The organism is Bacteroidota bacterium (genome assembly GCA_016715425.1).
In the GTDB taxonomy this organism is placed as follows: domain Bacteria; phylum Bacteroidota; class Bacteroidia; order Chitinophagales; family BACL12; genus JADKAC01.
On record JADKAC010000007.1, the window covers coordinates 317,428 to 332,073 of the forward strand.

Below are 14,646 nucleotides of genomic sequence, written 5' to 3' on the forward strand. Positions count from 1 at the left end.
ATTACAAATAGTAAGTTTGCTTTAACATAATATGCTGAAAAAATATCATTACATATTACTCCTGCTTTTTTTTATCACGCTGTTTTTCAGTGCAGATTTACAACACACTTTAAATCTAAAACCCACAGGAGTGCATCAATGGCGACAAACAGACTGTGCAACTTATGCCTTAAATTATTATCAGAACAACACACCTTTTTTGAAACCGCAAATGCTGAATCAAACCGGGACCAATGGATATTCAGCAAGTGAGTTTCCACTGATTTATTTTATTACAGGAAAATTATATCATGTGTTTGGTTTTCATGAATGGGTGTTTCGCTGTGTAAATATGTTGGTCTTTTTTATGGGTTTGATGTTTTTATTTTTAATTGTTAGAAAATTTATTGGAAATACGATTGCGGCAATGATTCCTGTAATTCTTGCAGGCACTTCTCCTTATTATTTTTATTATGGAATACATTTTCTGCCAAACGTTCCTGCAATAAGTATGTGTTTGGCAGGCTGGTATTTTTTCTTTAATTATTTAGAAAATAAAAAAGCAAAGTGGATTTATCTCACTGCATTTTTCTTTTGCCTTGCCGGACTTTTAAAAGTGAGTGACCTGCTCAGTTTTTTTGCGGCAGGTACTTGTCTGTTGTATTTATGGATTGGTAAAAAACAATTGTTTACAAAACAGCAATTAATACATATTTCAATAAGTGGTTTTGGGTTACTTCTCATTAATGCTGCATGGATAAAATATTGTATTTGGTTTAATGCAAAAAACGGTTTTGATCTTAGCCTGTTAGGAATTTTACCAATCTGGAATTTAAACAGCAATCAAATAGCGGATATCTGGAGCAGGTTTTATACTTCATGGAGTCTGCATATTTTTTCTCCATTGGTATGGATACTATTAGGTTGTTTCCTGTTGCTATTTATTTTTCAATTTAAGCAAATGCATAAGATGCTTAGAAGTATTACAACAATATTATTTACCGGCAGTATTATTTATCTGTTGCTATTTTTTGATGCACTATATCATCATGATTATTATATGTTGACTCCCCTCATTGCGATTCTGTTTTTAATTATTACTGTTACCGATTTTCTTTTCAAGAAATTAGCTACTCATAACTCTACACTTAAAGCAGGGATTTCTATTACAGTTTTATCTGCACTCATTTTTTGGTGTCTGAATTACAACAGCAAAATGCAGCATCATCGTTTATTTGCTCCGGAATACAAAAATGTAAGTGATGCCACTTCTGAACTACAACCCTATATGCGATCGTTGGGAATTATGCGCACTGATAAAATTATTAGTGTACCCGATAGAAGTTCTAATATCAGTTTATATCTGTTCAACAATCCGGGATGGACGGAGGTGTTTACATTGCAAACACTATCTATTCAGGATAAAATTAATTTAGGTGCAAAATATTTAATTATCGGCGACAGCACTTATCTTAACACAACAGAATATATTCCTTATCTCAATAAACAAATTGGAAATTATAAAAACTTTTTAATTTTCGATTTACAATAAATCATTTGCAAGATTTGCCAACTCACTACGCTCACCTTTTGGTAAAGAAATTACACTGCACATTGCATTATCTTTTATTTTATCAATTAAATACGACAAGCCATTACTCTGCGAATCGAGATAAGGTGTATCAATTTGATTTACATCGCCGGTGAAAATAATTTTTGTATTTTCTCCTGCTCTTGTAATTATTGTTTTCACTTCAAGCGGTGTTAAATTTTGGGCTTCATCTACAATGAAAAAGATATTGGAAATACTTCTTCCACGAATATATGCCAAGGGTTGAATTACTAATTTTTCCTGTTCTAACATTTGTGCAATTGCCTTAAACTCGCTATCGCTTTGCTGATACTGACTTTGTATCATTTTTAAATTATCCCACAGCGGTTCCATGTAGGGATTCAACTTCGATTTAATATCTCCGGGTAAGAAACCGATATCTTTATTTGCAAGCGGTACAATTGGTCGTGCTAAAAATATCTGGCGATAATTTCTGCGTTGTTCTAATGCACCTGCCAATGCCAATAATGTTTTACCACTTCCACTTACACCTTGTAACACCACCAATTTTACTTCAGGATTTAACAGCGCATTCATTGCAAACACTTGTTCTGCATTGCGTGGTTTAATGCCGTAGGCTGTTGATTTATTTATTTTTAAAAAGGATTTTTCTTCTGCATTATAAGTAGCCAAAACACTGCTGCTGCCATTCTTTAAAATGAAACATTGATTGGCAAATGGCTCGTGCTTTAATATATCTTTAAATCCAATTTTTCCTTCTTCATAAATCTTATCAATAGTGGAATGATCTATCTCTTCAATAGTTTCAATCGGTTCCTTTAAAAAATTGACATCTTTTATTTTATCATTCTTATAATCTTCTGCAAGCAGACCTAAAGATTTTGCTTTCAATCGCAGATTAATATCTTTAGAAACAAGAATAACTTGTTTATTCGGATAGCGTTTTTTTACAACTAAAGCTGTATTTAATATTTTATGATCCGGTTTTTCTTCACCGAATATTTTTTCTGCATCCACACCATTTTTCTCAAACATCATCACCACCATATTGCCGGTAGCACGACCATTAATTGGGCGCCAATCCTGTAGTGTTCCCTCTTTTGTTTTATTGTCGAGAAAGCGAATAAATTCCCTTGCTTCAAAATTGATTGTTTCATTTCCTTTTTTGAAATTATCAATTTCTTCAAGCACCGTTATCGGAATTACGATGTCGTGTTCTTCAAAATTATGAATAGAACTATGGTCGTGCAGAATCACCGATGTGTCAAGGACGAATATCTTCTTCTCTTGCTGCACTTTTGCAATCTTCTTCAGTGTCATAGGCGTTGTATAACCCGAAAGTAGTTTTCATTTGCATTACAACAATCTAATTATGTAAACAATGGTGTGGATACTTGTATTAAAATGCGGACAGGGAGTTAATTTATGTATGTGTATGTAATAAAAATTATTTTAAAAGCTTATTTGATTAATGTGATTAAAATCATTTGAACATGCATTGTAAATCACTATTATTTAAACTACTAATTAGTACGTTTAGAATCTAAATATACAACTATGAAAAAGCGAACATTTTTAATGATTCTTTTAGCAGGTTTGGTTACACAAACCTTTGCTCAATTTACACCGGTATGGCAACAGATAACGGATTATTACACTGCAAGTGACGTAGGGAGGGGGGTAGAAGTATTTAAGAATCCGATAACTGAAGAAACAACAGTTTATTCAGTAGTTATATCAGGTGTAGATACAAATACAAATATAATTTTAATAAGCAGGGATGCAGATGGAAATCAACTCTGGCAAACAGCATTATCGCTTGAGGACTATAAATTTTATCACATAACAAATTTATATATTGATGAGGAAGAAAATGTTATAATAATTGGGTATGCCCGATATATTCCAACCAATGCAGACAGATCATTTTTATATAAAGTGAATAATGAAGGAAGTTTACTTTGGCAACAAACTTATGATGGCTCTGATATCGAAGGTTTTGATTTTGATGATACCGGCGAGTATTATTATTTTGCTTCTCAATATGGGAACGTTTACAAAGTGCAAAGTGATAATGGTGAAATTGTTTGGGTAAAGCCAAATTATTCAACAACGATTTTTGATTTGATATTTTCTGAGGGAGCAATATATGTTACGGGAGAGTTGGAAGTGGACCCTATCGGAGCAGAACTTATAACCAGAAAATTTAACGAGAGCGGTACTATTGTATGGACAAATATTTATGATTTACCCGATTCATTACCGGCTTATCCTTTTGGTATAGGTTTCTCTCTCGCTGTAGATAATAACGGAAGAATATTAGTAGGTGGAAGAAGCAGTTATCATAATATCGTGTTATTGGCATATTCACCAGATGGAATTCGTAAAACAATATTAGATAGAAGAGTGGGTTGGCAAGATGTGCATGATGTCCAGGTTTTCCCAACTGATAATGGTGATATCTATCTTACCGGAAATTATATCAATTACAGTGCAGGTGATTTTGAAAACTATGTTTTGTTTACTGTCAAAATTGATTCGAATAGAAATGTGGTATGGGCTGATAAAATAAATCATCGCATTTTTAAGAAAGCTATTTTTATTAATGAACAAAATATGCTTTGGATATTATCAGAAAGATGGGATGGAATAGACAATGGATTAGATGAAATTATAATTCTAAATGGATATACCGGGGATGGCGCAAAAGTGAAAAAGAATTGTAATGTATTCTATGGCAACCCCTCTTCACCATACTCCTTTGGATACGATCCGGAAGCAGACTTTGCTACAGCCGATGGAATTTCGTTTTATCTGCAAGGAGATAGAATATATCCAGACCCCCTTGAAAAGGATGAATTAATAGTGCGTTATGATTTTAATGATCCTGAATTGAAATTAATGTCAGCGGAACAAAATAGTAATACTAACATTTATCCCAATCCATTTAAGGATATTCTATATTTAAATACCGGCAATGATATTATTAATTGCACTGTATTTAATCTTCAAGGTACTGCTATTTTTAGCCTGTATAATGTGAGTGGTAAAATTGAAATACAAACAGAAAACTGGCCAAGCGGTGTGTATTATATTCAGCAATATATAAATGGCACTTATCAAACAGATGCTGTTGTGAAAATTGATAACTGAGTTTGAATGGTAAATAATAAATCTGGTTATCAATTGATAAAAACATTAACTAATAACCAGATTGTATTTTGTTTCTATTAAATATATTTTGTATTTCATCAATTACTTTTTAAATAACTTGACTATAATTTAAAATAGAAACTTTATAGCATCAAATAGGGTTTGGCGTAGTATAGCGATAACACATTTAATAGATTTTTAAATTAATAGTAAAATGAAAATAGAAGTTGTATTAATAACCACAGTAATTAGCGGAATGCTTGTATTGAATAGCTGTACAGGAAATCAGGTTTCAAATCAAACAAATAGTGATACAGAAAAACTTATTGATACATTAGTAGAACCTGAAATAAATTTTCTTGAAACAGGTAAACAATTCGCAATACAAACTAAATCGGGTTTAGCTAATTATTTAATTACTGCTATAAGTGAAAAAGGATCTGAAGGTGCTGTTGAATTTTGTAACACTAAAGCAATTCCGATTACAGATAGTATGTCGCTGGTGTTAGATGCTAAAATAAAACGTGTGAGCGACAAACCAAGAAATCCTGCTAATGCTGCTGATGAAAGTGAATTGGCTTATATTAATAAATGGAAAGCAGCTAAAGCAAATGGAGAAAAACAGCCACCGATAATAACTGAAATGAATGGAAAAATGGTGGGATACTATCCTATCATCACCAATCAAATGTGTATGCAATGTCATGGGCAACCTAAGAAAGAAATTAATATTGCTACACTGAATAAAATAAAAAAATTATATCCCAACGACCAGGCTGTTGGCTATGCAGAAAATGATATCAGAGGAATTTTTGTTGTGGAAATGAATAAAATAAAAAACTAAATATTATGAAATATTATCGTTCAAAAACTATTAAAGAAACTACCATAAATGCTATACGCCCGAAGGTAGAAGAAGAATTAAAAAAGCAAGGTTTTGGTGTGCTTACTGAAATTGATATACAAGCAATTATGAAGAAGAAATTAGATAAAGATTATTTACCGCATGTAATTCTCGGTGCTTGCAATCCGGTATATGCAGATAAAGTGTTGAGCATTGAACCAACTATCAGCACGATGCTGCCTTGTAATGTAACCTTACGTGAATTAGGAAATGGGGATGTGGAAATTGCAATGATGGCACCTGCTGAAGCAATGAGTGCGGTTGGAAATAAAGAACTGGAAATTGCAGCAAATGAAGTACAAGAAAAATTGATGATTGCTTTAAATAGTATTTGATTAATAGATATTATCTGTTGGTAAAATAACTTTGACTTTTTAAATTGACAGTTGACAATTGACAATTGACAATGAAAAAAACTGATTGCTGATTATTGATTACTCATTATTTCATTTACCATTTATAATTTATAATTTACAATTGCTTATTGCCTATTGCTTATTGCCTATTGCCTATTGGTATTGCTTATTGCCTATTGCTTATTGGTATTGCTTATTGCCTATTGACTTAGACTATTGACTTTTTAAATTGACAATTGACAGTTGACAATTGACAATGGAAAAAAACTCATTGCTGATTATTGATTACTCATTATTTCAATTCTCTCTACTCCTTTTTTATCTATCAGTTGGTATCTCACCGACCGACACAACTATGAATACATTGATAAAATAGTTTGTAAATCACTGTAATCTTTTTATTCCAATTAATCCATGATTCAGACTCATTAGAAATTTGTCTAGTAACATCACTACAAAAAAAATCCTATATTTATATGCTTACACAACAAAAATTTTTATTATGCCTACAGAAAATAATAAATCTAAAATTCCTGAAAACGAATTTCATATTGGATTAACAATGGCGGGTGCTGTTTCGGCAGGTGCTTATACCGCCGGTGTTATGGATTATCTTTTTGAAACATTGCAGAAATGGGAAAATGCAAAAAATGGAATGCATCCCACTATTGATATGGCGATTGTTCCCATGCATAAAGTTGTAATTGATGCTATGGGTGGTGCTTCTGCTGGTGGCATGACAACCACAATGTCATTGATGGCATTATTGGATTATAACAATTATAATCCTGTAAATAATCCGAAGGATGAAAGATTTAATCGCAGAGAAAAAACAAATAATATTCTGTTTGATAGTTGGGTGTATTTAAATGATTTGCAACATAAGGAAAGTACGTTTGAGCAAATGTTTGCAACAGATGATTTGAAGGATAATACTATTGCATCGCTATTCAATACCACTCCTATTGAAAAAATTGCGGATGCTGTTTTTAATAGTGCTAAAGAAAAAATTGGTAGTCCTGAATCTTTATCTAATGACATTGCTTCCAAAAAGCATTTGGATGAAAAAATAAATCAACTTCCGGATTTTATCTCTAAAGATTTACAAATGATATTGAGCTTGTGTACACTGCGGGGAATTCCTGTGGATGTGAATTTTGATACCATCACCAATATTAAAATGAATAAAGATTTGTTGCCTTCACACCGTATGAATCAACACCGGTTAATAGCACAATTTAAATTGAATTATAATGGAGCAACAGACGAGAATCAATATCTTGAATTTAATCCTTATGATGAAAAAATTGCAAGGCTTTTAAAGAAAATAACGATAGCAACAGGCGCATTTCCCTTTGGTTTAAAAATGCGGCAATTCGACGAATTAAATGCAGAGTATATAAAAAATATTACCGACAGATATTTAAATGCAGGCGATCATGAACTGGATGATAATTCATGGAATGTATTATTAAAAAGTTGCGAAGTGGACAGCAACAAATTTAAGTTTACAGCCATTGATGGTGGCACTGTAAACAACGAGCCGTTTGGTGAAGTGGTAAGTGTATTAAATGATAAATATGAACTTGCAGTAATTGAAGTGGATGATAAATTATATCATCAGTTTGCAATGATAATGATAGATCCATTTCCGGATTTTAATGCAAGCGAAAAATTTCATGGCTATCAACAGGAAATCTTTTCAGTAATTCCTAACATCTACAATACACTTCGTCAGCAGTCGCTTTTAAAGAAAGGATCTTCACTCACCAAGTATGGTTATGATTATCCTCGTGGAATGATATTTCCCAAAAAAAATATGTATCAATCAGATGCAAACGGAAATTATACAGACAAAATTGATGAAGTAGAATATCCGATTGCATGTGCATCCTTTGGTGCTTTTGGTGGCTTTCTGGATTTTGAATTTCGCAAGCATGATTACTTTTTAGGAAGACATAACTGCATGAATTTTTTGCGCTATTTTTTTTCAATTACCTACAACCCGGATGATCTGTTACCCGGTATGGAAAGCAAACGACATCCGATACATAAAAATTGGACGCAGGAAATGATTACCACTTTCGGAATTGATAAAGGCTATAAATTTATTCTGCCTATAATTCCCGATATGGATGTAATTGGAAAAACTCTTGATCAATTAACACAGCAAAGAAAAACATATCCTGTATCGGAAATGCCAAAATATTCTTCAACCACATTATTTAAAATGCAGGATGCAATTGAAACAAGACTTGAAAAAATTGTGAATATTTCATCCGATCATTTAGGTGGATTTTTACACAACGGAAAATCCAAAGACGATTCTGATTTACGCATTTCATCATCCATATTAAGTGCAAAGTTTCCACCACCATCTAAAATCAAAAAATTGTTTGGAGCCGGAGTTAAAAAAGTTGGTTTGAAATTAATGGCACCCTTCATAGTGAAAATACTTTCTAAAACAATTATTAAAGCGATTTTAACTGATCTTGATAAAAGGAAATTGTTGAAAGATTGATTTGAACAATTGAGGGTGGACAGTTGACAATTGACAATGAAAAGAAATTTCGAGTTTCATGTTTCGAGTTTCAGGTTCCGGGTAAAAAAAACTCATTACTCATTTAATGGCTATTGGCTTTTGGCCGTTAGCTATTGGCAAATTAAACAATGACTATTGACTTTGAACATTGACATAAAAAAACTTATTACTCATCACTGATAATTCAATTCATCACTGATTACTCATCACTCATTACACAATACCCAATACCCGATACCCGATACCCGATACTATTCTTTCAACAACTTCTCCGAATACTTCACCCAGCCATCTTCAATTATTTGAATAACATAAACACCGGACGGCAGCTTAGAAATATCCACTTTCGTATTTGTGGTATATATTTTTTCCTGCAACACTACTCTTCCATCTGCACTGTATATTTTTAGAAGATCATTTGCATTTATATCTCCTGAAATAATGAAGTAATCTTTTGCCGGATTGGGATAAATTTGAATATTATTACTTTCTATTATTTGCATAACATTGGTAAGTGTATCGCATCCGCTTCCGGCTAAAGCACCGAGATTATAGTTGGGCATGTTGGGAAGGCCATAAAGCGTTCTTGCAACTCCCAAAAAAACAGTATTTGTGTCAAAGTCGCATGCTAAGCCCAACTCATTTGGGTTATTGATAACACATAGAGTTTTATTTTTAATTGAATAGACATCACTTGGCATCGAAAAATAGGGTGTGGCGATATATATTTTATCATCCGGGCCTAATTCCATTTGGGCAATAACATAACTTCCACCAATATTATATATTAATTCTTGAGTCGAATCAATCACTTCATTGCAATTTAAACAATATTGATAAAGCTTTTTACTTTCATATGTAGAAACATAAACTTTATTCCCATCAGGTGAAAAAGCACAACTATAAATACCTATTTCATCTAAATCATAAATAGTCTGCACATTGCTTAACTGTCCGTTGCAGCGATCAAAATCATAAATGTCAAGATTAGAGCCCGCCGTATATGCCAGCTTATAACCTTGAGGAGAAAAACCATTTCTCCAGTGCTACCGAAGTTAGTAGTAGTCCATTCATTTCCCGGCCCATAATTCTGAAAGTAAGGTCCTTTTATACTATCCGGTGTAATTAAATACCGGATAAATTGCAATTCATTTAGGTTCTCTACATCATTATTCCATTGACGGGTAAGCAACCACCAATCTCTACCATTGGCATGCTTTACTGCCTGTAGTTTTTCCGTGGTGATATCGTCGTATATCGAAACATTTTTTTCAACGACTTCACCCAATCCTCCGTCCAGGCTCATATCTACCACAGCATAGCGAAGACCATAGTTTTCTGTTGGGAAAAACTGGTAAGCAATATAAAAAATATAGTATAATTTATTTCCGTCAAAATCAGGTAAAATTATTACCCCCTGTGTAAGGCTAGATCCATAAGAAGTAGATAAGCCAATTTCCAAATTTTCACCATTCATCATTATTTCATTATTCTTATTCCACACTTTTTCGCCATTTGAGTAGAACAATAAATTTCCCATACTATCTGATATGCTTGCACTGGCTTCATAAGCTGACATCTTGCTGTTAAAAATATTAAAACTGCCGTCGTCTTCAAATTTAAGTCCTACACTATCTCCAAATACCCAGTTTGCATCAAGCCCTTGCGGGTAAGCATTGCTGCACAATTGTGCAGCAATGCTTAATATAATAAAATATTTCATTGTAGAATTAATTATTTAATGATGAATAATTTGTCTGTCAATTTAATGCTATTATCATCTAAGACATTAATGATATACATGCCAGTTGACAATGATGAAACATCTATAACAGACATTTCATTTTGAATATTAATTTGCTTAATTATTCTTCCATCTGTTGAAGAAATGAGAATTAAATCACCACTATTTAAAGCAGTAGAAAAGGTAATTGTATTTGTTGTTGGGTTAGGATAAATCTTTATGCCTTCTTCTTTATTTAATTCCTGCATACCCACATCCAATGTATCGCAATCGCCACCATCAACAACACAAAGATTGTAATTAGGCATATTCGGAAGACCCAAAATTACTCTGGCATCTCCTAATGAAACAGTATTGGTATCTAAGTCGCAGTCTAAGCCTAAAGCATTGGGATTATTGATAACACAGAGATTTTGATTTTTTATAGAATATACATCATGCGGCCAAGAGTAATAATAAGGAGTGGCAATGTAAATTTTGTCATCCGGGCCTAATTCCATTTGAGTGATAGAGTAGTTACCTGATATTTGATAAATTAAACTCTGAGTTAATTCTATTTCAGTAGCGCAATCAAGGCAATATTGATACAATGCTTTATTTTCAACCCCAGATACATATAACTTACTCCCATCAGGCGAAAAAGAGCAACCGTAAGTTATTGAGCTATCAATATCATAAATTGTTTTCACATTGTTCAATTCTCCTGTATTACGATCAAAATTATATATGTCTAAATTGGGTCCTGCCGTATAGGCTAATTTATCTCCGTTTGGAGAAAACACCATTTCACCCGCATTTCCAATATTTTGTGCTGTCCATTCATTATCAGATCCATAAGATTGAAAATAGGGTCCTTCTATACCTTGAGGCGTTATTAAAAATGTGATGAATTTAACGTCAATTAGCTCATCAACGTTGAATGAAAGTTGTCTGGTGATCAACCACCAATATTTTCCGTTGGCATGCTTGACTGCTTGCATTTTTTCTACAGTTAAACTATCATAGATGGAAAAATTTTTTAATACCACTTTACCTAATCCATCATCCGGACTCATATCAACCACAGCGTAGCGTATGCCAAAACTTTCTACAGGCAATATTTCATAGGCGATATAAAAAATATAGTACTTATATGTATTGCCTGGTATAGGAATAATAATAACTCCTTGTGTAAGACTTGAGCCGTATTCTTCATAAAACAACTGTCCAATTTCCAGACTATCTCCATTTAACATTAATTCATTATTCTTATTCCAAACTTTTCCACCATTCGTATAAAACAATAAATTGCCTAAGCTGTCGGAAATGCTTGCACAAGCTTCAAATGTGATTATTGAAGATTCAAAACTCTCAGGTGGTGAAACATTAAAATTTAAACCTGCACTTTCGCCAAATACCCAATTATTACTGTACCCTTGCGGGTAAGCATTGCTACACAATTGTGCAACAATGCTTAATAAAATAAAATATTTCATAGTGGAATTAATTATTTAATGATGAATAATTTGTCTGTCAACTTAATGCTATTATCATCTAAAACTGTAATGATATACATGCCTGTTATTAATGATGATACATCTATAATATTCATTTCATTTTGAATTTTAAATTGCTTTATCATTCTTCCATCTAAAGATGAAATGAGAATTAAATCACCACTATTTAAAGCAGTAGAAAAGGTAATTGTATTTGTTGTTGGGTTAGGATAAAAATGTAATTGTTCTAAATTATCAAGAACAAGTTTTTCTTCTGTCCAATCTAAATTATAATTCACCACTGTATCCAGCATACTCCATGCATTGTAAACCCCAAATCCGTATTCCTGCGGATTTAGTGAAACCATATTGTGAAGTATTGCCGCATTATCATCACTCAAATTGAAAATTCCTTCATCATCTAAACTATTCAGATAAATGCCATTTGTAATTTGCCAGTTTTCTTCAATTTCATTTTCAGAAACAATTGTATTATTTAATTCAAATGCATACACCTTATTGTTTTCTGAAATAGCTGTTAATACTTCATAAAATAATGGAATATTTGTTTCAGATATTTTATTATAAGCCTCAAGCAAATCATCAGATAAAGATTCTATTACACTTGTGTCATTTTGAATATCATTCCAAAATTGCCAGCTATAATAATAAGATGTTGATGAATAAGATGCATCATCTGATATGTATTCTATCATCCAATCACCATATCTGTTTATTAAATATCCTTCCTCCTCATCCGTCATTTTCATATCTGGAAGATCACAATAATTAGTGGCCGTAACATAAGAGGGGTAAGGACCACCTCCTGTATTTAATACCGTGGGATCATATTTATCAAATGAAGGAATAATTCTGTGTCTCCATTTGACATTACTTGCATCTGTCGTTCCGAAAGTATGAAGTCTATTTTGAATACTGGCGGAATACCATGCATTATCACTTGCAAATCCGCCAAGTCCTTCAACTGGTCCTAATGGAGAAGGTAAAGGTCCACCAATATTATACAACATCACACCTTTATAACTATCTCTAATTTGATTGCAATACAAATTTCCTAAAACAGAATTATCCTGTATCCAAATACCTGCACTACCGTATTGCACATAGTTTTCATTTAATACAAAATCACCACAGCCCTCTACCATTATAGGTCTAACATTTCCTCCACAGAATCCGGAAAAACAGTCGCCAATAACCGTATTACTTGATATCTGTACTGTGGGACATTCGATGCTGCGAATACCGCAAGATGTGGATGAACCTCCAGTAGATTGAAAGTTTACAATATTGCCCGAAATGGTTGGATGGTTTATATTGTTAGTGAATATACCTGTGCGCACTTTATCTATTGTATTGCCGCTAATATTTAATATATAACTACTGCTCAACACTAATTCTCTTACCCTCACTCCGTGTGGATTCATTACAGATGTAAATCCACTTACGGTTCCTATTTTATTATCAGAAACAGTTTTTATTCCTTGCAATAAAAGATTATCAAAGAATACACCTTCATTGCTGTATTTTTCGATGCGATTACCATTTATGGTTGCTGTATTTATATTATCATACAGAAAAATTCCTCGTGTCATTGAATAACTTCCGGAAACTACATTTCCAAAAATATTATTACCTGTAATAATTGTATTTACATATTGATTGCAGGAAATTCCTGTTGTGCTATTTCTTATTTCATTATTATAAACAGATGGTATTGCCATTAAACCAATTTGTATAGAAACCAAATCGGATGAATTGGAAGAAGCCGCTATTGCAGTATTGGCATAAGGTGCATCCAATGATGGTAAAGTAGTAGGCGATCCACCGAGAATATTTGTAATTAAATTATTCTGAATTAATGGTGAACTTCTATAAGATCTTATTCCAATATTTACATCATGAATATAATTATAGGAAGAAGATCCTGTATAGGGTAAAGGTGTTCCGATACGAACTGCATAAGCTCCTGAAGATGAATTTTTTACTTCATTAATATATATTCCAAAATCACCTTTAGTACCCGAGCCTTTTAATGAAGGTGCATATATTTCGTTGTTTGCAATATTGGTAGTTAATAATGTTGAAGTGGTTATTGAATTTAAATATATCCCAGTTTCATTATTACAAAATATATTGCCTGTTAAATTCAGAAAAGATTCTGATATGCCGTTTTGAGCAAACACTGCTTTTGTGCCATCCTGAATACGACTATCAGTTAAATCTAAATATCCGCCTGGTTCCACAGTAATTCTATCCCATAAGGTAGTTAAGCCATAAATATCCGTATTAGTAATATTAAGTGATGCCCCAGCGACAACAGTTATTTTATAAAAACCACTAAACTCTAAAGTAGAACCACTGGTAATTACCAAGGCGCCGCTTACTGTAATATCACTGTTTACGCAGTAGTAACCACTCCATGTAGCAGAGCCAACATCCGCAGCGGCAGTGCATATGCCACTACCCACAGTAGTGCATTGCCCCCACACAATGCTATTCATAGTAAAGAATAAAATGGTTGTTAGTAGATAAGGAAGGAAGGAAGGAAGGAAGGATAACGATTATTATCCACATTTCCAAATTTAATAGTAGAATTCTTTGTCATAATTTTTAGTTTAAAGTGTGAAAAAAAATTAAATAGAACGCAGGATTTACAGCTTGCAAAAGCTTATGAAAAGTGTTGCTTTTAAAAGAAGTGAAGAAAGAATATTTCAATATTTTCATGATGATTGAAATTTTTGGTATTTCAAATCTACATAAATAATTTTTAAGGCAGGAAGAAGGGTGAAATAATTAATATTTTGTTTTCTTATTAATAACCTACAATTCATCAACTACTTTGGTAATGACTTTTTAAATTGTCAATTAAAAGTGAATAAAATAAACTCATTACTGATAA

10 protein-coding genes are annotated in these 14,646 nt (G+C 32.7%); 5 read left to right on the forward strand and 5 right to left on the reverse strand.

Translation table 11 applies throughout. The features are described from left to right. The first annotated feature begins 31 nt into the window (after positions 1–31). Positions 32–1,531 (forward strand): glycosyltransferase family 39 protein, encoded by a 1,500-nt coding sequence (locus IPN31_13680; GenBank protein MBK8682925.1) that lies wholly within the window; start codon positions 32–34, stop codon positions 1,529–1,531. On the opposite strand, the gene IPN31_13685 is transcribed toward IPN31_13680, so the two are convergent. Then, positions 1,523–2,872 (reverse strand): PhoH family protein, encoded by a 1,350-nt coding sequence (locus IPN31_13685; protein MBK8682926.1) that lies wholly within the window; start codon positions 2,870–2,872, stop codon positions 1,523–1,525. The genes IPN31_13680 and IPN31_13685 overlap by 9 nt on opposite strands. 237 nt (positions 2,873–3,109) lie before the next feature. Here IPN31_13685 and IPN31_13690 point away from each other — a divergent pair, with 237 nt between their 5' ends. The 4 genes from IPN31_13690 to IPN31_13705 all read left to right on the forward strand — a co-directional run bounded on the left by IPN31_13690 (position 3,110) and on the right by IPN31_13705 (position 8,486). Continuing rightward, a complete protein-coding gene (locus tag IPN31_13690; protein ID MBK8682927.1) occupies positions 3,110–4,705 on the forward strand; it encodes a T9SS type A sorting domain-containing protein in 1,596 nt (531 codons plus the stop codon). A gap of 214 nt (positions 4,706–4,919) precedes the next feature. Further along, the gene (locus IPN31_13695; GenBank protein MBK8682928.1) at positions 4,920–5,549 is read left to right on the forward strand and encodes a DUF3365 domain-containing protein; all 630 of its coding nucleotides are present in this window, start codon (positions 4,920–4,922) and stop codon (positions 5,547–5,549) included. Between the two features lie 5 nt (positions 5,550–5,554). Beyond that, complete coding sequence (locus tag IPN31_13700; GenBank protein ID MBK8682929.1) at positions 5,555–5,944, forward strand: DUF302 domain-containing protein; 390 nt, start codon at positions 5,555–5,557, stop codon at positions 5,942–5,944. Positions 5,945–6,467: 523 nt separating this feature from the next. Beyond that, positions 6,468–8,486, forward strand: coding sequence for a patatin-like phospholipase family protein (locus IPN31_13705; GenBank protein ID MBK8682930.1), 2,019 nt, complete (start codon positions 6,468–6,470; stop codon positions 8,484–8,486). Between the two features lie 272 nt (positions 8,487–8,758). Here the strand turns inward: IPN31_13705 and IPN31_13710 are convergent, their stop codons facing one another. From IPN31_13710 to IPN31_13725, 4 genes are read right to left on the reverse strand one after another with little or no spacing between them, the layout of a single operon-like run. Beyond that, positions 8,759–9,448, reverse strand: a complete 690-nt coding sequence (locus IPN31_13710) for a T9SS type A sorting domain-containing protein (protein MBK8682931.1) — start codon at positions 9,446–9,448, stop codon at positions 8,759–8,761. Positions 9,449–9,453: 5 nt separating this feature from the next. Beyond that, positions 9,454–10,230, reverse strand: a complete 777-nt coding sequence (locus IPN31_13715) for a hypothetical protein (GenBank protein MBK8682932.1) — start codon at positions 10,228–10,230, stop codon at positions 9,454–9,456. Positions 10,231–10,241: 11 nt separating this feature from the next. Continuing rightward, on the reverse strand, positions 10,242–11,726 hold the full coding sequence (locus IPN31_13720) for a T9SS type A sorting domain-containing protein (GenBank protein MBK8682933.1): 1,485 nt from the start codon (positions 11,724–11,726) through the stop codon (positions 10,242–10,244). An 11-nt stretch (positions 11,727–11,737) separates the two neighbouring features. Next, positions 11,738–14,248, reverse strand: a complete 2,511-nt coding sequence (locus IPN31_13725; protein MBK8682934.1) for a T9SS type A sorting domain-containing protein — start codon at positions 14,246–14,248, stop codon at positions 11,738–11,740. Positions 14,249–14,646: the final 398 nt, after the last annotated feature.